This is a genomic window from Gracilibacillus caseinilyticus (assembly GCF_022919115.1).
Taxonomy (GTDB): domain Bacteria; phylum Bacillota; class Bacilli; order Bacillales; family Amphibacillaceae; genus Gracilibacillus; species Gracilibacillus caseinilyticus.
This window is the reverse complement of sequence record NZ_CP095072.1, coordinates 3,162,550-3,182,636: the sequence shown is the minus strand read 5'-3', so window position 1 is coordinate 3,182,636 and position 20,087 is coordinate 3,162,550. Positions and strand designations below refer to the sequence as shown.

Sequence of the window (20,087 nt, the reverse complement as noted above, 5' to 3'; positions counted from 1 at the left end):
TTTTATATTAAAGCAGCACGTAACGAAATATTGACACCTTTAGGTACATGAATCGAAACCGTAACGCCTCCTTCAGGTACGGTTATCCAGCCAAGACCCGGGATGACAATATCAGTTTTTTCGTGTGGAATCTTAATCGTTTGTTTTACTAATGGCGGCAGCATCTCCAGTGTTTCCGGACTAGGTGGCTGCAATAAATCCCCGACATGCTTCTCATAGAAGGAATCCGCTTGTTCTAATTTCGTACGATGAATCATCATAAGGTTTGAAACATAACACACAAAGGATTGTTTCATTCCTTTTTCGAAATCAAAACGAGCAAAACCGCCTAAAAACAAGGTCTGTTTGTCTTGTAACTGATATACTTTCGGTTTGATTTCTTTTTTTGGTGTAATCAATTTAAGGTCTTTATCTGTCACATAGTGCACAAGCTGGATACGGTTGACAACACCAGGTGTATCGTACATGAACGAATTCTTATCTAAAGGAATTTGAATAAAACCAAGTGTTGTTCCAGGGAAGTACGATGTGGTAATCGCGTCTTCCACCCCATTTGAACGATTAATCAACTGATTAATAAACGTGGATTTTCCAACATTCGTACAGCCTACGACATAAACATCCTTACCATTGCGTCTTGCTTCGATTTCCGCTTCAATTTGCTCAAAACCTTGCCCTTTTGATGCAGAAACAAGAAAAACATCCTGTACAGTTAATCCATAATCACTGGCTGTTTTTTTCATCCAGTGAATCAATTTGTTGTGGTTCGTTGATTTCGGTAATAAATCCACTTTGTTTCCGACCAATATAATTGGGTTTTTACCTGTCAAACGTTGTAAACCAGAAATAAAACTGCCATTAAAATCAAATATATCGACAATTTTTACGACTAAACTATTTGTGTCACTGATCTGATGAATCATCCGCAAATAATCATCGTCAGTATATTCAACTTCCTGTACTTCATTATAGTGCTTTAGACGAAAACAACGTTGACATATAATATGTTCGTTTGACAATGCACTTTGCGGAACATAACCTGACTTTGTCTTATCTTCTGTTTGTATTTCTGCTCCACAGCCTTCACAATATAACTTCTCCATTATTATTTGTCCTCCCAGGTAATCATACCTTTTTTATGCATCCAATTCAGTATTCGCCTTTCAATCATACGATTAAACCTTGTTATTTTACCATCTGTCTCTACAATAGGTACAACTAGAATGGTATGAAATCCAGCAAAATTTCCACCAAGTACATCTGTCAGTAATTGATCCCCAATCACGACGATTTCTTCTTTTTTCAACTCCATATGCTTCGCCGTCCGCTTAAAGGCGTGTACTAATGGCTTTCTCGCACTATAGACGAATGGTGCTTCCAATGGTTCAGAAAAGACACTTACTCTTTCCTTATCATTGTTTGAAATTATTGTAACTTTTATTTCATTTTCTTTCATTTCTTTAAACCACTCTATGACCTCTTCCGTTGCATCTTTCACGTCCCAGGCAACGAGTGTATTATCAAGATCAGTAATTACTCCTTTAATACCCATCTCACGGAGCTTCGCCGGTGTTATATCTAAAACACGTTTTACATGTTCATTTGGTAAAAATTTAGTCAGCAATGGTAGTCCACCTCTACAATCATCTCTTCTTATAAATATACATATCTTTTCCTATCATAAACAATTTTCACCTATTGTTCAAAGAAATCTGTGATAAGACGAAATTATAACATAAAATGTGACAATAGATCCTAAAATAACAGTAAAAAAGTATTATATTCGTAAAATCGTTCGACAAATTATTACAAACTTTTTCCTGTGGATAACTTTGTGCACATCATCCACACTTATTCCATCAACTTCCTGAGCATTTATGCACCACTTACACACAAGTTATAAACAGGTGTATGTAGATAAGTTAACAGTTGTCCGTATGTTGATTTCATGCTACATTTACTATAACACGTAGCAGACATCCTAACTATTGGAGGGACAAGCTTTGGAAAACTTATCCGATGAATTACTAATTGAATCCTACAAAAAAGCTACCGAGCTTCAACTCAGCTATGAATTTATACAACTAATGGAAGAAGAGATGATCCGCCGCTCATTAATGGATTTTCTAGAGTACACTAATTAAATGAACCTAAGTAATATCAACTTAGTCGCGTAACGACTAGGTTTTTTTCTTTTATTTGCATCCTTATCTAATCTGCCATTTTCCCTCATTTCGACAAACTTCATTCTTTTTCTTTTGCAGCAATTATAACTTTCTATCTTCCACTCGCACAAAATTTTTTTTTGAATTTATATTTAAATAGGATATTACTCGTCTAATTTGGAATAACAAGTAGAAAGAACAGTTCACGTCTCTTGTATTCCACGAACTTTATAGATTAAAATAGAGTAGATGCTGCAATTTACAAAACATTATTATTAATTTGAACATAAGGGGGAACCTCGTTAGATGTTGTTCGCAGTTTTTTTGCCAGTATTGCTGGCAATCTTTATCCCATATTTAAGTAAATGGAAGGAGAATATACATACAGGCTATTTTGTATTACTAGCGCCACTCGCTGTATTCCTTTATTTTATTCCACACATCGGTAATGATTTTACGCCCATTATCCAGTCTTTCAACTGGATTCCATCAATGGATATTGGTTTTGACTTTTATCTGGATGGCCTAAGTTTATTATTTGTCTTATTAATAAGTGGTATCGGAACACTAGTCACACTTTATTCAATCTTTTATCTGCATACCTCTGAAAGACTGGACCAATTTTACGTCTATCTCCTGATTTTTATGACAGCCATGTTTGGTGTCGTTTTATCCGATAACGTATTTGTGCTCTATGCATTTTGGGAGCTTACCTCCATTTCATCTTTCCTGCTGATTGGATATTGGAATTATAAAGAACGTTCCCGTTATGGTGCCTTAAAATCAATGTTGATCACGATTTTTGGTGGTTTAAGCATGTTTGGTGGTTTTATTTTACTTACCTCTATAACAGGTACAACAAGTATTCAAGAAATGATCGAGCAAACTGACACGATTCTATCCAGTCCATATTTTGGATTAATTTTAGCACTGCTTTTATTAGGTGCCTTTACAAAATCTGCTCAATTTCCTTTCCACATCTGGCTGCCAGATGCGATGGAAGCTCCAACGCCAGTTAGTGCTTACTTGCACTCCGCTACAATGGTAAAAGCCGGAATATTCCTTGTTGCCCGCTTTTCACCTATTTTCTCAGAAAGCGACTGGTTCTTTGTATTGGTTAGCGGTTTTGGAATTATAACCTTAATTTGGGGATCATTTATGGCGGTTCGTCAAACCGATCTGAAAGGTATTCTAGCCTTTTCTACCATCAGCCAGTTAGGTATGATTATGGCGATGCTCGGTTTTGGTACCAAACTTGCAATTTACGCAGCAGTCTTTCACATATTAAACCATGCTACTTTTAAAGGCAGTTTATTTATGATAGCAGGTATCGTTGATCACGAGTCTGGGACACGTGATATTCGCAAATTAGGTGGTCTGGCAACCTTGATGCCTATTTCAGCAACATTAGCCTTTTTCGGTACGTTTTCTATGGCAGGTGTACCATTACCATTCTTAAATGGGTTCTATAGTAAGGAATTGTTTTTTGATGCTTCCTTAGAATTACACGAATCCTCTATTGCATTTGCCAATGTTTTAGCACAGGCTATACCGTATTTAGCTGTTTTTGGAAGTATTTTCACATTTGTCTATTCCATGTATTTAGTGTTTGGAACATTTATGGGCAAAAAGAAGTTAGATCAGTTACCAGCCAAGCCGCATGAAGCGCCTGTTGGCATGTTGATTTCACCGATAATACTAGTCGTAGGAGTTGTCATTATCGGCTTATTCCCGAATCTCGTAAACAGTACCTTTTTAGCTCATACTGCGGAAGCAATCTACGGTGCTCCTGTCGAAAAGCATGTCCAATTTTGGCATGGCTGGAACAGCCCACCATTGTATATGTCATTAGTGGTTGTCGGGTTTGGTACAGTGCTTGCACTCACGATCAAACATTGGAGCAATATTTATCAGTACTTGCCTGGTAAGCTAAGTTTAAATAAAGTATACGATTTTCTCGTAGATCAATTTGAGAAAACGTCAGCAAGAATTACGAACAGTTATATGAATGGTTCATTGAACCGTTACATGTCACTGATTTTAATTGCGATTGTCGTCTGTACATTCGGAATACTTTGGATTACAGATGGATTTGCCTGGGATACCAGCAACCTGGCAGAAATTACATTACATGAGATACTGATTGCTGCTGCCATGGCTGTTGCTGCTATCTTTACGATATTTACAATAAATAAGGTTGCCTCTATTTTAGTCCTAGGTGTCGTCGGTTATGGCTTATCCTTGTTATTTATTCTTTATAGTGCACCGGATTTAGCCTTAACACAGCTCGTTGTCGAGACGATAACGGTAGCTTTATTCTTGCTTTGTTTTTATCACTTACCGAAACTTCGAGAAAGAAACGAAAGCAAGACGAAGAAACTTAGCAATCTGATCATATCTGTTGGTTTTGGTGCGATGATGACGATCATTGCAATTTCAGCACACAGTACAAAACTTTTTGAAAAAATATCAGATTACTTTCTCGAGACATCTCATGATATCGGTGGCGGTGATAACGTCGTAAATGTCATATTAGTCGATATGCGTGGGATTGATACTTTATTTGAGATTGTCGTATTAGGGATAGCTGCTTTAGCCATTTATGGTCTTATCAAGCTTCGCAACAAAAAGGGGGCAAAATAAATGGAAATCGTCATGTCGATTCTAGCAGGGATTTTGTTCACAACTGGTATCTACAATTTGTTACAAAAGCAGATGCTGCGGATTATTATTGGTACTGCTTTGATTTCCCATGGAGCTCACTTATTTATTTTAACAATGGGTGAACTAAAGCGTGGGAAACCACCAGTTCTTAGTGACGATATCGTAAATTATAGCGATCCGCTTCCACAAGCATTAATCCTTACATCAATTGTAATTAGCTTTGGTGTCACAAGTCTATTGCTCGTGCTGGCTTATCGTGCCTCCAAAGAGAATGGAACAGATAATATGGAGAAATTAAGGGGAAACGAAAATGATTAGTAACTTAGCTGTTTTACCAATAGTCATACCGCTGATCGCAGGTGTCATAGCCATACTCATTAACCGTAAACTGACAATCGTCAGACGTTTTGCTCAGATATTGACAGCCGTTAATACGATTGTAGTCGGTTATATATTATTTTATGTCAGTCAGAATGGTGCCGTCATTTTAGAAGCAGGTGATTGGATGGCTCCATTCGGCATCGTCCTCGTTGCCGATCTCTTATCGGTGGTATTAGTGTTTACCACCAATATCATCGCTCTTGCTTGTGTATTTTATGCACCAAAGTCTTTAAGTGATCAACAAGAGGAATTTTACTTTTACACGTTCTACTTCCTTTTGATATCAGGGGTGTCCGGAGCATTTATTACAGGTGATTTATTCAACCTGTTCGTGTTCTTTGAAGTACTGCTGATGGCCTCTTATGGACTGATTGTATTAGGTGGAGATAAGGTCCAATTGCGTGAATCGATTAAATATGTATTGATCAACCTGTTTTCGTCTATGCTTTTTGTCACAACAGTCGCGTTTTTATATTCCGTCGTTGGTACGGTAAATATGGCACAAATTGCACAACGTGTCGGCGAAGTAGAACAGACTGGCGTTTTAACTGCGATCGGAATTTTGCTGTTTTTCGTATTTGGTACGAAGGCTGCACTGTTCCCACTTTATTATTGGCTCCCTAAGCCATATATTGCACCAAATCCGGTCGTTTCCGCATTGTTTGGTGCCCTGCTAACAAAAGTAGGTATTTACTCGTTGTTACGTGTATTTTCGATAATTTTCGTTCACAAGAGTGATGTGACCCATGAATTATTTATTTGGATTGCTGCACTCACTTTGATTTTTGGTGCAATTGGAGCAATGTCTACGCAGAACATTAAATTAATTGTTGCCTATAATATTATTCCAGCAGTTGGATTTATGTTGCTCGGCATCGGTGTCTACAACAGTACAGGTTATGCTGGAACAGTTTATTATTTATTAAGTGACATGATTATTAAAGCCGCCCTCTTTCTACTAGTTGGGGCGATTGCCTATCTGGCAGGAACGAGCGATTTACGCAAGATACGAGGATTAATACATCATTATCCATTCCTCGGCTGGATATTCTTCATCGCAGCATTGGTGCTTTCTGGAATTCCGCCATTTAGCGGATTTATTGGCAAACTGCTATTATTACAAGGAGCGATAGAAGCTGATAAGATTATCGTTGCCTTAATTGGGTTAGCATGTAGTTTATTAATTTTATTATCTGTGATGCGAATATTTGTCCGTGGTTTCTGGGGTGAGAAAGACGAATCAATAATCCCTGACAAAAAAGCTGCAAGAGGATTTGCATTACCTGTAGTCTTTCTACTATTTTTCTCTATATTGCTTGGTGTCGGTGCAGAATGGTTCTATCCAAGCATTGCGTCAATCGGGGATTATCTGATGAACCCGGAAACATATATTCAATCTGTATTAAAGGAGTAAATCTATATGACTCTTCAAATTGTATTAAATGTCATTATCGCTATCATGTGGATGTTTTTAACGGAGACCTATACCTTCGTATCCTTTTTGTCAGGTTATATCATGGGGATACTGCTATTGTTCCTGTTAAGACGGTTTATTCCTGATACGTTTTATTTCAAGCGTGTATGGAAAATCATAAAACTGGTCTTTCTATTTATCAAAGAGTTATTGATTGCGAATTGGGATATTTTAAAATGGGTGTACAAACCAAAACAAGATTATAAACCTGGCATTTTTGCCTTACCTACGGAATTAAAGAGCAACTGGGAGATTACGATACTAACCTCTTTAATTTCTTTGACGCCAGGTACATTGTCGGTTGCTGTTTCAAACGATAACAGTGTGATCTATATTCACGCAATGGATATTGACACGAACGAAACAGCAATTGAAGCGATTAAAACAACATTTGAACAGGCGATTATGGAGGTGACGAGATGAATGAACTGATTAATACGATTGCGATCGTCTGTATGATTGTCGTTACCATTTCCATTGCACTCTTATTATATCGCGTAATAAAAGGACCCACTAACCCCGACCGTGCTGTAGCGTTAGACGCGATTGGCATTAACTTAATGGGAATGGCTGGCCTAAGCGCTATTCTGCTCGTCACAACTCGGCTGAATGACGTTATTTTATTAATCGGGATCCTGTTATTTGTTGGAACAGTTGGTTTAGCAAAATATTTAGAAAAGGGTGTTATCATTGACAGGGACGACGACTGAATTCATTATGAATATTTTGGTGATTGTGTTTTTAATTGCTGGTACCTTTTTCGTCATCTCGGCATCTATTGGTGTGATTCGGTTTCCCGATATTTATACAAGGCTGCACGCTTCGACCAAAGCAGCAACACTTGGTATTTCAGGAATCATGATCGGTGCTTTTATCTTCTTATATGTTGAGCATCAGATTGTCAGTGGTAAGCTGATCTTAGGAATCATCTTCATACTGCTAACCGCTCCCGTATCCGCCCATATGATCGGCCGCGCCGCCCATTCCATCGGCATAAAACCATGGAGCCAGGATGGTAATACAAAAGACGAATACGCAGACGCACTAAAAGACAAATGAAAGAATCAGTAAGATCAACCTTGATCTTACTGATTTTTTTCGGCTCTATTATATATGTTGGGGTTTGAAAAAATTAAGCATAATAAAACACGCAAGCTCCTATATCCTTTACACTTGAATGGACTAGAAACAAACCAAAGGGATAGGAGATGCGTGTACATGCAGTTTAACATGAATTTACCAGGATTAGAAAGTGTTATTGTTACTAAGATGGAGGAGTTGGAGGGGGACTTTTACTTACATATAAAGTTGCCTGTTAAGAAACACCGTTGTCCTGCTTGTGGGGAAAGAACAAGCCACGTCCATGACTATAGAATACAAAAGGTACAACACTTAAAGCTCTTTGAACGAACATCTTATCTGTTTTATAGGAAGCGAAGATACGTTTGTACTTGTGGAAAGAGGTTTCCTGAGAAAAACCAAGTTGTAGGGCGATATCAAAGACATTCAAAGGAATGGAATCAAGCCCTAGGGCTTCGTGTTATCCAGGGGAAAAACTTTAAAGATACTGCTGGTCAGTTCAGAACTTCTCAAACAACAGCTATTCGTCGATTTGATCAACTAGCAGCTACTAGTTTAAAAGAAGTGGACACGTTACCACCAGTAATAGCTATCGATGAATATAAAGGGGATACAACAGAAGGTAAATACCAAGTAATCATCGCAAATGGAGAAACAGGTGTCCCGCTTGATATATTACCGAATCGCTCTGTACGTACGATTAAAAAGTACTTAGCCAAAAAAGGATCTCAAGTAAAGATGGTTGTCATGGATATGAGCTATAGCTTTAAGTCAGCAGTTCAAAAGGCTTTGGGGAACCCCATCATCATTGCAGATCGCTTCCACTTTTGTCGGTATATTTATTGGGCTTTAGAACGAGTGAGAAGACGTGTTCAAAAAGAATTCCATGATTACGACCGCAAAAAGTGCAAGCGTATGAAACACATTTTTTATAAACGATATGAAGAACTGAGTAGTAAGCAACACTGGTATTTAGACAGATATTTAGGCTTGTCGGAGGATTTACGACAGGCCTATGGTTTAAAGGAAGCATTCCGCTCCTGGTTTGAAGGAGCGAAAAAGGTTGGAACAAAAGATTTAGGTGAAGTAAAACAAGGACTGTATAACTATTACAAACAGGTAGAAAAAGCAGGACTAGATGAGTTCATCAAAGCCGCTGGTACACTCAAGAACTGGCAAGCAGAAGTTTTAAATAGTTTTGCCTTTGACTACAACACTGGATTTGTGGAGGGCCTAAATAACCAAACAAAGGTTATTAAACGTAATGCATTTGGCTTTAAACGATACGATCGATTAAGGTTACGTGTATTACTGCATCATCAATTTAAAAACCTAGATTTTCAAGTTGGTTAAGGGATAGGAGCAAAGATTCCTACCCCAACATTTGACGCAGAACCTTTTTTTCTTGAAACGAAGAAAATATATAATCCCCCACCCTTTCCTTTACAAAATTTCCACTCGCACTGATGAAATAAAAGTGTAGGTTCTTATAATATGGATTATGTCAAGTTGCTGGTAATTTTGAAATGATTCATTTGCTGGGAGACCGATCCGGCCAACCATTTCGCGTCCTGCGGGGCACGGCTGAAGCTAACTTTGTAAAGCGGTCTTCTTTACAAAGTTAGCTTCAGCACCTGCACAATCCCGCGGGAGTCTACGTGGTTGGCCTGCACTAAGGTGCAGACTCTACATTTTATGTAAGAGTTAGCATACGGAGTGGTAATCACCGTATTTATAAATAATTATCATATAATTCCTATAAAATATTATGCCTAGCACTACTGCTTTTAGCTGTTCCATACGTTGTAGCACTTCACTGAAGCGTAGGAAATATGCGTAGACTCCGCATGCGGCAGGGCGAGTTAAAGATCCACTTTGTCTTTGCCTGTGTCTACAAGCATTGCTTCGAAGTGGGTTTCCTCGGCACAAGGCAGCAAAGAAGTTGTTCAAGTAGTAGCCTAGCTGAAGCCGTGCCCCACAGGACGTGGAGCATATACCCGGAGCTTTGCCAATTGTATAAAACATTTCAAAATGTCCACACAGTAACACAGCTTCACCTTACATATTCCATATTATTAAGTAGTTATTTTTTTAATTAAGCTACTCACTTTTAAGATTAACGAACTGCTAACTGCAATCTGAATAATTAGCTTGACCATATGACACAATGGACAAACGTGCGGCATAAACTGAAGTATGGGCGAATACCTACTATCTAGGAGGTGTCATATTGTCAATTTTATTTGGCATTTTAGCGATTATCAAGGAAGCACTATTCTTTGTTGCTTACGTTAAAAACAATACGTTTCCTCAGCCACTCTCTCCTAAAGAAGAGGCGGAAATGATTGAAAAAATGCAAGATGGCGATGAAAACGCCCGCAACACATTAATCGAACATAATTTACGATTAGTGGCTCATATCGTTAAGAAATTTGAGAACACTGGTGAAGATGCAGAGGATTTGATCTCCATCGGAACGATCGGTCTCATAAAAGGCATTGAGAGCTATTCTAGTGGCAAAGGAACCAAACTAGCCACTTATGCCGCTAGATGTATTGAGAACGAAATACTGATGCATTTACGAGCCATGAAGAAGACGAAGAAGGATATCTCATTGCAAGATCCAATTGGCCAGGATAAAGAAGGCAATGAAATTAGTTTAATTGATATTTTAGAAGCGGAAAATGAAGATATTACTGAGGCTATCCAACTTCATATGGAATTGAAAAAAATTCAAAAATACTTACGTGTACTTGATAAACGTGAAAAAGAAGTAATCATAGCTAGGTTTGGATTGGGCAAAACGGATGAATTAACACAACGTGAAATTGCGAAAAAACTAAAAATATCACGCAGCTATGTCTCCCGTATTGAAAAAAGAGCTTTAATGAAAGTCTTTCATGAATATTACCGTAACGAATTAAAATAGCTGTCGATTACTCGACAGCTATTTCCTTATTCATCTATATTTTTGACAACATCAATAATAATAGTAGCAGCATGTGTGGCTGCTTTTTCCAAGAATGCATCGAAAGAAACGGAGGACTCTTTACCAGCAATGTCTGACAAGGCACGAATAATAACAAACGGTCGTTTATATTGGTAACATACTTGCGCGACAGCTGCTGCTTCCATTTCAGAAGCAATCATGTCAGGGAATTTCTCCCTTACAAACTGAACACGTTCTGCCTCCTGCATGAACGTATCACCTGTACTAATTAAGCCTTTCATTGCTGCAACATCTGTTAATTGCTTTGCAGCAAGCATGGCCTTTTCAATTAATACAGGATCAGCGTGAAAAGTGGCAGGTAAACCTGGAACCTGACCGTACTTATAATCAAAGGCTGTAACATCCACATCATGGTGCGCGACTTCTGTCGAAATAACAAGATCGCCGACCTCTAGATCACTATGAAACCCTCCTGCTGAACCTGTATTGATAACAAAATCAGGTTGATATCTTTCAAATAAAATAGTAGTAGATATAGCAGCATTAACTTTTCCAATACCCGATTTCAGGAGCACCACTTCTTTTCCTTCTAACTGACCGATATAGAATTCACCATTCGCTATATGTTCCGTATCCTTAATCTCCATTTTACTTTTTAACAGCTCAACTTCTTCATCCATTGCCCCGATGATACCAATCATTGTTCATCCTCCTCAGGTGTCTTTTTTCTATGTTTTTTTATCGTTCTCCATTAATTCTTCTACCAATGTTGGCTGCCAGCCTTGTCCTTCTGCCCATTTCAGGGAGACTCGGTACGTTTGGTCCTGATTAGAAGTAGGCGATACGGTAGCTTCTGCCTGTTGATTTCCTGCTCTTCCGAGATACCATACTACTTGTTCTCCAACTGGTATGCCCGTCGCTACTTCGACCGCTTTTTTCATCTCTTGCCAATCTACAGATCCTTTCTCAAACGTCATCGCTGGTTCTGTTTGTTCTGAGTCAACTGGTTGCCAATTCCCTTCGTATGCCTCACTAACATTACTGTCATTTGATTCTACTTGTTGTGTTTCTGTTTCTTCATTAGAAGATGCTTCTTCGTCTGATTCTTCATTTGCATCTTTTTGATTTTGACTTTCTTCATCTTCTACGACTGCTAATTCCTCTTCGCTTGCCTCTTCGTCAGGTGACATGTCAGTAGATTCATCAGACTGGTTATCCAATTCATGATTGTCTGGTTCATTGTCAGCACTGTTCTCTCCTGATGCAGTTGGTTCCACTTGATTTCCACCACCAACCATTACAAGCGTTATAATAAGAACTGCCAATACGCCACCAATTGCGGTTAACCACGTGATTGCTTTCGTATTTGTTCTTTTCTTTTCGAAGCGATTTTTCCTCGTAATTTTTCCAAATTCATCTGACATATTCTCACCCTCCCCACCGTCATTATACTAAAAAATGATGGATATCTCCAAACCAAATGGTATATTGGGTAATTAGATCGATTTTTTTCTTTTTTTGTCATACTTGCAGGAGTTTGTCCATATACATGGAATATAATAACTAAGATCGAAAATGTAAGGAGCGTGCGCAATGTTGAGAACCACTACATTTGACCGAAATCTATGGCAGTTAACAACCTTCGAATCGATAAGCTATGATAAAGAGGAACAAATTTTAATAATTCACTTTCTCGATGAGACCACGCTAAAGTTCGATTCTATCCCTGAAAACCTGGTGTTTGAATTTATCTTAACGACGAACAAAGATTATTTCATTGAAACAAAACTGAAACCATTACAATATACAACGTAGAAAAACATAAAATGGATGTCTAGGCAAGACATCCATTTTACGTTAATCATTTATTGTACTTTTAAAATTTTGACATTCAGATCACCAGCAGGAGTAGGAACAACGACCTCTTCACCAATGGAATGACCTAATAAGCTTTTGGCGATTGGTGAATCATTTGAGATTTTCCCTTCGAACGGGTCTGCCTCCGCACTACCTACAATGGTATAGCTTTCCTCTTCACCATCAGGTAATTCTTGAAACGTGATGGTTCTTCCTAATGAAACGACATCTGGATTGGCATCTTCATCTGTGATGATAACCGCATTGCGGATCATATTCTCCACTTGAACGATACGTGATTCTACAAATGCTTGTTCATCTTTAGCTGCATCATATTCCGAGTTCTCTGATAAATCACCAAAATCTCTGGCAATTTTAATTCGTTCCACGACTTCTTGCCGTCGCTCTGTTTTCAAATATTCTAATTCATCTTCAAGCTTTTTTAGTCCTTCTTCTGTCATAAAAAATTCTTTTTCTTCTGGCATTATCCTACACTCCTTCTATCTATTGCTATGAGTCAACCTTTATAAATGTACTTTCATTGTATGTGTAATCTTCAGAAATAGCACTGATCATAGCAGATATGATATGTAAATGCTTAATTTACTAAACACTACTATCTCAAATTTTTTTATTTTTTTCAATAGTTTTACTCGTAGTATTTTAACAAGTATATATTTAGCATACACTACTATCGGAATATTCTACTCTAAATCAAGTATTTTTTCAATTTTTGTCGCTAACAAATCGATTGCAACCTCGTTCTGACCACCTTCTGGGATAATCACATCTGCATATCGTTTTGTCGGTTCTATAAATTGTAAGTGAGCCGGGCGAACCGTTTGAATATACTGATTGATGACGGAATCGATCGAGCGGCCACGTTCTTTAATGTCACGTAATAGTCTGCGGATGATACGCAAATCCGCATCTGTATCGACAAATACTTTGATATCCATCAATTCCACTAATCGTGGGTCATCAAGTATGAGTATACCTTCGATAATGATCACATCTTTTGGTTCAATAGGGATGACCCGATCGGAACGCGTATGCATTGTATAATCGTATACTGGTTTATCGACAGATTGATGCTCCGACAATTGTTTAATATGTTCAATTAATAAATCATGATCAAATGCGAGTGGGTGATCATAGTTTGTTTGCAGTCTTTCTTCCATCGGCATCTCTGACTGATCTTTATAATAATAGTCTTGCTCTATAACAAGCACAGATTGATCTCGAAAGCGATTTTGAATAGCTTTGGTTACAGACGTCTTTCCCGATCCAGATCCGCCTGCAACGCCTATTATTACGGGTTTTTCCTTACTCATACTACTTGCACCTCTACTCATTCTTTTTTATGCTGATAGCTATACCATCCCCCACTGGCAAAATAGTGGTATGAAAGCTTGGATGTTGCAATAACCATTGATTATACTGATCAATTTTGTTCGCCAGATTTTGTAGCCTTTTGGGCGCCTCAGATGCGTCTGCCACTAATCCTCTGAAGAGGACATTATCGGTAATAATCATACCGTTACTTTTTAAGGCTGGTAGATAACTCTCGAAAAAGCGACGATACTGACCTTTGGCTGCATCAATGAAGATGATATTATACGGTCCTTTAGCAAGAATTTCTGTTTCCTTTTCCAAGGCATCCCCCAAAATCACATCAACATTTTGTTGCTTCTGTTGCCTTTCAATATTATGAATGGCTCTTTCATACATTTGTTGATCTCGTTCCACCGTAACGATGGATGCTTGTGGATGTGCTTCTAACATCCTTAAAGCAGAATACCCGATCGCTGTACCGATTTCAAGTATTTTGACAGGCTGATGTAAGCGAACAAGCTGTTGCAGTATGCTGATGCCTTGTTTATCCATGATCGGCACATGGTGCTCAATAGCTTCTTCTTCCAATGCCTGCACCCAATTCTCGGATTCTGGCGCTATATCATTTAAGTAGGAAATAATTTCTTTTGAATACACGTTTATTCTTTCCCTTCCGTAACACGCAAAAGCAGGGAGAAACTCCCCTGCTTTTGATTATTGGTTATGAATGTATTTTTTTTCTAACTCCTGATGCTCTTCATAGGACTTGGAATAATGTACCGTTCCTTCTGAATCAGCTAAGAAAAAGAGATAATCATTCTCGTCTGGTTTTAACACTGCTGTTATTGAGCTTTCACCGAAGTTGGAAATCGGGCCAACCGGTAAGCCTTTTACCTTGTACGTATTGTATGGAGAATCGATTTCGTAATGATCATAAGTTAAACGTGGAATATGTTCTCCATGCGCATAAATAACTGTTGGGTCTGTTTGCAATGGCATATCACTTGCCATTCGATTATAGAATACATCTGCTATTTTCTTTCTGTCCTCTGGTGTAGGTGCTTCCTCTTCTACCAGCGAAGCAAACGTCAGCACTTGATGTACATTATAATCAGATTCCTCAATTTGATCATAATGTGCCAATACAACATTATTTGTCTTCTCCAGCATTTTTGTAATGATCTTATCAATAGTTGGACTCTCACTGAAGAATTCATAGGTTGCAGGGAATAAATAACCCTCTAATGGATATTTAATCGATTCATTCAGTATCTCATCCGTTAGAATAGTCGGGTATTTATCGATCAATTGCTTGATATATTCCTGATCATTCATCTTTTCCAAAAAGGCTTCCTGATCGATTCCTGCATTATCTGCAAATATTGTTGCAATTTCTTCTATATTTCTTCCTTCTGGTACTGTTACACGCAATACAGCATCTTGCTGAACTGAGCCTGTTTCTAACTCTGCTGTTATTTCTGCAAGTGTCATAGAAGGTGATAATTGATAGTCACCAGCTTGAAATCCTGTCGCATTATTAAACTTGACATAAAACCTGTAAATTAAACTATTGGAGATAACTCCTTTTTCTTCCAATATTTTTGCGATTTCGGAACTGGAAGATCCTAAAGGAATTGTGATGTTAATAGTTTCTTCACTATTTGGATCTACTGGTGATACACCTTTTTCGACAAATTTATACGCACTGTAACCACCGATTATCAGTATAATCGATAATAGCAACAGCACAATAATTATAATTTTTCTTGCGATACTTGCTTCTTTCGCATTCTGTTGTGAGATTTCTTTATATGTAAGCTTGTTTTTCTTTTGGCTGTCATCTTGTTCGTTACTCATCAGGTCTCCCCCTTTCACCCGGTATATTATACTACAATTTTCGCAAAAGGAAAACACAACACACTATTATTTGTACCAATTAAACATTGCAGAACTTCTCTTATGCGTAGGAAATATGCGTAGAACGTAGGATCAGTCGTGTCCAAAAATACCCGGTGATGTTCCTCTATCTTTTAATATCACTTCGAAGTAGTTTTTTCAGCACAAGGTAGCTAGGAAGTTAATTCAGAAGTAACTTAGCAGATCGACCCGCCGCAGAACGCGGAGTACTTTTTAAGAGCTTGGCTTAGCAGATAAAATTTATCAAAATAACCACTTTGTCTTACAGTTCCCGTTTACATAATTCGCATAATAAGAACCCATACATCTATGTAATTCGCCTTTATGACAGTATTTAAATATTTTCTTGTAAAAAAGCCTGACTAAGCTGATTAGTCAGGCTTTTGGCTTATTCGGTTAAGTCTTCGTCTGCGATAGTGTTAAGTACTTCTTCTACCATGTCCCATTCTTCATCTGATTCAATTTGGAACAGTGCCAGGTCCTCTTCGTTATCATTTTCCTCATAGCGGAAAGCAAAGACTTCTACTTCCTCATCTTCTTTTTGATCTGCCGGTACTACGGCAACATACGACTGCTCTGTTTCGTCCACGTCAAATGTAAACAACACTTCAAACAAGTGCTCTTCACCATTTTCATCTGGTATGATAATTCGTTCTTTTTCTTCTAGTGCCAATTGCCTTCCTCCCTTATGGTTGACTGTCCAGATAGCCTTGTAAAATCATTACTGCCGCCATCTTGTCTATCACTTTTTTTCGTTTGGAACGACTGACATCTGCTTCTAACAGTACCCTTTCGGCAGCCATTGTCGTCAGTCGTTCATCCCACATCACTATTTGCAAGGAAAAAGTGGATTCTAAAAACTTTGCAAATTCCTGCGAAGCTTCGCCACGAAAACCGATGGAACCATCCATGTTCTTCGGTAAGCCAACTACCGCTTTCTCAATAGTATGGTCATCAATTAACTGTTTAAACGTTTCTTGTACAGATTGGAAATCGGGCTCATTCCAATAGATCGTCTTTAATCCTTGAGCCGTCCATCCCAATGCATCACTAATGGCTACTCCAATAGTCTTGGAACCTACATCTAACCCTAATACCTTACTCATTATTTTTTGTTTGCGCTGATGTAATATTTAACAAGTTCTTCAATGATTTCATCGCGCTCAATTCTCCTTATTAAATTGCGTGCATCCTTGTGTCTTGGAATATATGCTGGATCCCCGGATAATAAGTATCCAACAATTTGATTGATCGGATGGTACCCCTTTTCTTCCAGAGCATTATAAACTACCAATAACACTTCTTCAACATTCTGTTCAATGGGCTCTTCTGAAAAATCAAATTTCATTGTCTTGTCCATTCCATCCATGGAAGCACCCCCAATTAAAATTCAACGTTTGACTGTATCTTTCTATTATACCGGTTATTATTAAAAATTTCCAAAATTATAGTGCTGTTTGGACATATTTTTCCACATAACCTAATGCATCGGCCAATTTACTGGCATCTTTCCCTCCAGCTTGTGCCATGTCTGGACGGCCGCCGCCTCCTCCTCCACAGATTTGTGCGGTCTCTTTAATTAAGTTCCCAGCATGATAGCCTTTATTGACAAGGTCTTTCGTCACACCTGAAGCAAGCTGTACTTTGTCATTATTAACTGCTGCAAGCAAAATAATACCAGATTCGAGCTTCTGTTTCATATCATCTACCATTTGGCGTAATTGATTCATATCACTTACATCGACTTTTTTAGCTAAATATTGAACACCGTTTACTTCTTTTACGTCATCTAAAATAGAAGAGGCTTCGTATTGGGATAATTTAGCGCGCAAAGACTCCACTTGACGCTGCTGTTCTTTCATTTCTTTGAAAATCTGGTCCAGTCTTTCTGGTACCTGATCTTCTTTCGTTTTCAATTGGGTAGCTGCTGTCTGTAACAGGTGATGCTTCCCATTGACAAATTGATAAGCGCCTTTAGCTGTTACGGCCTCTATTCTGCGAGTTCCTGCGCCAATACCAGATTCTGATACAATTTTAAATAGTCCGATTTCAGCAGTATTATTAACATGGCATCCACCACACAGCTCGATACTATATCCACCCATCTCTACAACACGTACGACATCACCATATTTCTCACCAAATAGAGCCATTGCACCCATTTCTTTTGCTTCACTAATTGACTTATTACTAATCGTAACGGGAATGGAATCCCAAATTTTTTCATTTACAATTTGCTCAATTTCGATGATTTCTTGCTCTGTAATGGCTCCGAAATGAGAGAAGTCAAATCTTAATCGTTCACCAGCTACCAGTGAACCTGCCTGATTGACATGTTCTCCTAATACATCTTTTAACGCTTGATGTAATAAGTGAGTAGCGGAGTGATTTTTTATAATATACTGACGGGATGTCTGATCGACTTTTGCTTGAATTGTTTGTCCATTAGCAATCGTTCCTTGCAGCTTTACACGATGAAGATTTTGTCCGTTTGGTGCTTTTTGGACATCTAATACTTCCGCATTGCCATTCTCAAATGACAGCAATCCTTTATCGGCAATTTGACCACCGCTCTCTGCATAAAACGGCGTGCTTTCTAACATAAGATACGCTTCACTGTCTGTTGCTTCAGAAACAAGATCCTTTCCTGAAACAAGTGCAATAACTTTCGTCTCCACTTCCAACTGATCGTATCCTACAAATTGACTCTCTGCATTAATATCACTTAATACACTATCTTGAATCTGCATAGAATCTACTTTTTGACGTGCATTACGTGCACGATCACGCTGTTTTTCCATTCCTTTTTCAAACGCTTGTTCATCAATCGTAAACCCCGCTTCGCCCACATATTCCTCCGTTAATTCTTTCGGGAATCCATAAGTATCATATAGACGGAACACTTCTTCACCTGGAAAAATGGTACTACCTTTTGCTTTTTCCTGCTCGACAATCTGATTTAGAATATGCAAACCTTCTTGTAACGTTTCATGGAATCGCTCTTCTTCTGTTTTGATCACATTCTGAATAAAGTCGCCTTTGTTTTTCACATCTGGATAAAATGCTTCCATAATGGATCCTACAGTCGGAACAAGTTTATACATAAATGGCTTGTCAATTCCAATTTGTTTCGCATAGCGGACCGCACGTCTCAATAAACGACGCAGCACATATCCTCGTCCCTCATTAGATGGCAATGCACCATCACTGACTGCGAACGATACGGTACGAATATGGTCCGCGATCACCTTAAATGAGACATCTGTATCCACATTTGCCAGGTAACTCGTATTCGCATATTTTTCCGTTTCTTTAATAATTGGTAAAAACAAGTCTGTTTCAAAATTAGTTTGTGTATGTTGAATAACACTAACAAGTCGTTCTAGTCCCATACCGGTATCAATGTTTTTCTTCGGTAATGGTGTATACGTATCATCTGGATTATGGTTAAATTCGGAGAATACAAGATTCCAAATTTCTAAATAGCGTTCATTTTCCCCACCTGGATAAAGTTCAGAATCATTGGCATCATTACCATATGCTTCACCACGATCATAAAAGATTTCCGTATTCGGACCACTTGGCCCTTCACCAATATCCCAGAAATTCTCCTCAAGTCGAATAATACGATCCTCAGGTAAACCGATTTTATCTTTCCATAACAAGTAGGCTTCTTCATCTTCCGGGTGAACGGTAACAGATAATTTTTCTGGATCAAAACCAATCCATTTTTCACTGGTCAGAAATTCCCATGCGAATTCGATTGCTTCTTCCTTGAAATAATCACCAATTGAGAAGTTCCCTAACATTTCAAAGAATGTGTGGTGACGTGCTGTATAGCCGACATTAGTAATATCATTGGTACGAATAGACTTCTGTGCATTAGTAATACGTGGATTTTGCGGTACGACTCTTCCATCAAAATATTTTTTTAATGTGGCTACACCACTGTTGATCCATAATAAAGTAGGATCATCTTTCGGTACTAATGACGCACTTGGTTCAACACCATGTCCTTTTTCCTTAAAAAAGTCCAAGAACATTTGACGAACCTCAGCAGATGTTAATTGCTTCATAATGAAACCTCCCATAATAATATAGTTAATCAGGTACAACTACCCGGACATGATTTGCATAAAAAAACTCCCATCCCTGCCTAAATAGCAGGGACGAGAGTTGAATCCGCGGTACCACCCTAATTATAGTCTAAAAAAGACTATCTCTTTAACATCTGTAACGGTGATGTAACCGGCAGTGATTAACT

At 38.3% G+C, this 20,087-nt stretch carries 22 protein-coding genes and 1 other annotated feature (1 of these 23 running past the window's edge); of the genes, 10 read left to right on the top strand and 12 right to left on the bottom strand.

Going from position 1 to position 20,087, the window contains the following annotated elements; all coding sequences use genetic code 11:
• Nucleotides 1–2 precede the first annotated feature (2 nt).
• Together yqeH and MUN88_RS14995 are read right to left on the bottom strand one after the other, a co-directional pair.
• Nucleotides 3–1,103, bottom strand: a complete 1,101-nt coding sequence (gene yqeH, locus MUN88_RS15000) for a ribosome biogenesis GTPase YqeH (protein WP_244716427.1) — start codon at nucleotides 1,101–1,103, stop codon at nucleotides 3–5.
• 2 nt (nucleotides 1,104–1,105) lie between these two features.
• Nucleotides 1,106–1,624, bottom strand: a complete 519-nt coding sequence (locus MUN88_RS14995) for a YqeG family HAD IIIA-type phosphatase (RefSeq protein WP_244716425.1) — start codon at nucleotides 1,622–1,624, stop codon at nucleotides 1,106–1,108.
• A 379-nt stretch (nucleotides 1,625–2,003) separates the two neighbouring features.
• Between MUN88_RS14995 and MUN88_RS14990 the strand changes: the two genes are divergently transcribed.
• The 9 genes from MUN88_RS14990 to sigK all read left to right on the top strand — a co-directional run bounded on the left by MUN88_RS14990 (nucleotide 2,004) and on the right by sigK (nucleotide 10,693).
• Nucleotides 2,004–2,144, top strand: a complete 141-nt coding sequence (locus MUN88_RS14990) for a sporulation histidine kinase inhibitor Sda (RefSeq protein WP_244716423.1) — start codon at nucleotides 2,004–2,006, stop codon at nucleotides 2,142–2,144.
• A gap of 327 nt (nucleotides 2,145–2,471) precedes the next feature.
• Complete coding sequence (locus tag MUN88_RS14985; RefSeq protein WP_244716421.1) at nucleotides 2,472–4,808, top strand: Na+/H+ antiporter subunit A; 2,337 nt, start codon at nucleotides 2,472–2,474, stop codon at nucleotides 4,806–4,808.
• Nucleotides 4,809–5,147, top strand: a complete 339-nt coding sequence (locus tag MUN88_RS14980; RefSeq protein WP_244716419.1) for a Na(+)/H(+) antiporter subunit C — start codon at nucleotides 4,809–4,811, stop codon at nucleotides 5,145–5,147.
• Complete coding sequence (locus MUN88_RS14975) at nucleotides 5,140–6,624, top strand: Na+/H+ antiporter subunit D (RefSeq protein ID WP_244716417.1); 1,485 nt, start codon at nucleotides 5,140–5,142, stop codon at nucleotides 6,622–6,624. Before MUN88_RS14980 ends, MUN88_RS14975 begins: the two co-directional genes overlap by 8 nt.
• Nucleotides 6,625–6,630: 6 nt before the next feature.
• Complete coding sequence (locus tag MUN88_RS14970) at nucleotides 6,631–7,107, top strand: Na+/H+ antiporter subunit E (RefSeq protein WP_244716415.1); 477 nt, start codon at nucleotides 6,631–6,633, stop codon at nucleotides 7,105–7,107.
• On the top strand, nucleotides 7,104–7,394 hold the full coding sequence (locus MUN88_RS14965) for a Na(+)/H(+) antiporter subunit F1 (protein ID WP_244716413.1): 291 nt from the start codon (nucleotides 7,104–7,106) through the stop codon (nucleotides 7,392–7,394). The genes MUN88_RS14970 and MUN88_RS14965 overlap by 4 nt, the downstream gene beginning before the upstream one ends.
• Nucleotides 7,375–7,743 carry a monovalent cation/H(+) antiporter subunit G gene (gene mnhG, locus MUN88_RS14960; RefSeq protein WP_244716411.1) on the top strand — a complete coding sequence of 123 codons (369 nt, stop codon included), beginning with the start codon at nucleotides 7,375–7,377 and terminating at the stop codon, nucleotides 7,741–7,743. The genes MUN88_RS14965 and mnhG overlap by 20 nt, the downstream gene beginning before the upstream one ends.
• Nucleotides 7,744–7,896: 153 nt before the next feature.
• The gene (locus MUN88_RS14955) at nucleotides 7,897–9,117 is read left to right on the top strand and encodes an ISL3 family transposase (protein WP_244716409.1); all 1,221 of its coding nucleotides are present in this window, start codon (nucleotides 7,897–7,899) and stop codon (nucleotides 9,115–9,117) included.
• 877 nt (nucleotides 9,118–9,994) lie between these two features.
• Entirely contained in the window at nucleotides 9,995–10,693 is a 699-nt protein-coding gene (gene sigK / locus MUN88_RS14950; protein WP_244716407.1) for an RNA polymerase sporulation sigma factor SigK, read from the top strand.
• A gap of 26 nt (nucleotides 10,694–10,719) precedes the next feature.
• Here the strand turns inward: sigK and mtnN are convergent, their stop codons facing one another.
• Complete coding sequence (gene mtnN / locus MUN88_RS14945; protein ID WP_244716405.1) at nucleotides 10,720–11,415, bottom strand: 5'-methylthioadenosine/S-adenosylhomocysteine nucleosidase; 696 nt, start codon at nucleotides 11,413–11,415, stop codon at nucleotides 10,720–10,722.
• Between the two features lie 27 nt (nucleotides 11,416–11,442).
• Nucleotides 11,443–12,138, bottom strand: coding sequence for a YrrS family protein (locus MUN88_RS14940; protein ID WP_244716403.1), 696 nt, complete (start codon nucleotides 12,136–12,138; stop codon nucleotides 11,443–11,445).
• 169 nt (nucleotides 12,139–12,307) lie between these two features.
• Between MUN88_RS14940 and MUN88_RS14935 the strand changes: the two genes are divergently transcribed.
• The gene (locus MUN88_RS14935) at nucleotides 12,308–12,529 is read left to right on the top strand and encodes a KTSC domain-containing protein (RefSeq protein WP_244716401.1); all 222 of its coding nucleotides are present in this window, start codon (nucleotides 12,308–12,310) and stop codon (nucleotides 12,527–12,529) included.
• 50 nt (nucleotides 12,530–12,579) lie between these two features.
• Here the strand turns inward: MUN88_RS14935 and greA are convergent, their stop codons facing one another.
• From greA to alaS, 8 genes are all read right to left on the bottom strand, one after another.
• Nucleotides 12,580–13,056 (bottom strand): transcription elongation factor GreA, encoded by a 477-nt coding sequence (gene greA, locus MUN88_RS14930; RefSeq protein WP_244716399.1) that lies wholly within the window; start codon nucleotides 13,054–13,056, stop codon nucleotides 12,580–12,582.
• Nucleotides 13,057–13,275: 219 nt separating this feature from the next.
• Nucleotides 13,276–13,905 (bottom strand): uridine kinase, encoded by a 630-nt coding sequence (gene udk, locus MUN88_RS14925; RefSeq protein WP_244716397.1) that lies wholly within the window; start codon nucleotides 13,903–13,905, stop codon nucleotides 13,276–13,278.
• A 13-nt stretch (nucleotides 13,906–13,918) separates the two neighbouring features.
• Nucleotides 13,919–14,563, bottom strand: a complete 645-nt coding sequence (locus MUN88_RS14920) for an O-methyltransferase (RefSeq protein WP_244716395.1) — start codon at nucleotides 14,561–14,563, stop codon at nucleotides 13,919–13,921.
• 57 nt (nucleotides 14,564–14,620) lie between these two features.
• Nucleotides 14,621–15,763, bottom strand: a complete 1,143-nt coding sequence (gene mltG / locus MUN88_RS14915) for an endolytic transglycosylase MltG (RefSeq protein ID WP_244716393.1) — start codon at nucleotides 15,761–15,763, stop codon at nucleotides 14,621–14,623.
• 448 nt (nucleotides 15,764–16,211) lie between these two features.
• Nucleotides 16,212–16,496 (bottom strand): DUF1292 domain-containing protein, encoded by a 285-nt coding sequence (locus tag MUN88_RS14910; protein ID WP_244716391.1) that lies wholly within the window; start codon nucleotides 16,494–16,496, stop codon nucleotides 16,212–16,214.
• Nucleotides 16,497–16,509: 13 nt separating this feature from the next.
• Entirely contained in the window at nucleotides 16,510–16,929 is a 420-nt protein-coding gene (ruvX, locus tag MUN88_RS14905) for a Holliday junction resolvase RuvX (protein ID WP_244716389.1), read from the bottom strand.
• On the bottom strand, nucleotides 16,929–17,192 hold the full coding sequence (locus MUN88_RS14900) for an IreB family regulatory phosphoprotein (RefSeq protein ID WP_244716387.1): 264 nt from the start codon (nucleotides 17,190–17,192) through the stop codon (nucleotides 16,929–16,931). The genes ruvX and MUN88_RS14900 overlap by 1 nt, the downstream gene beginning before the upstream one ends.
• Nucleotides 17,193–17,268: 76 nt before the next feature.
• The gene (alaS, locus tag MUN88_RS14895; protein ID WP_244716385.1) at nucleotides 17,269–19,899 is read right to left on the bottom strand and encodes an alanine--tRNA ligase; all 2,631 of its coding nucleotides are present in this window, start codon (nucleotides 19,897–19,899) and stop codon (nucleotides 17,269–17,271) included.
• Nucleotides 19,900–19,985: 86 nt separating this feature from the next.
• Nucleotides 19,986–20,087, bottom strand: a binding site (T-box leader); it runs 108 nt beyond the window's last position.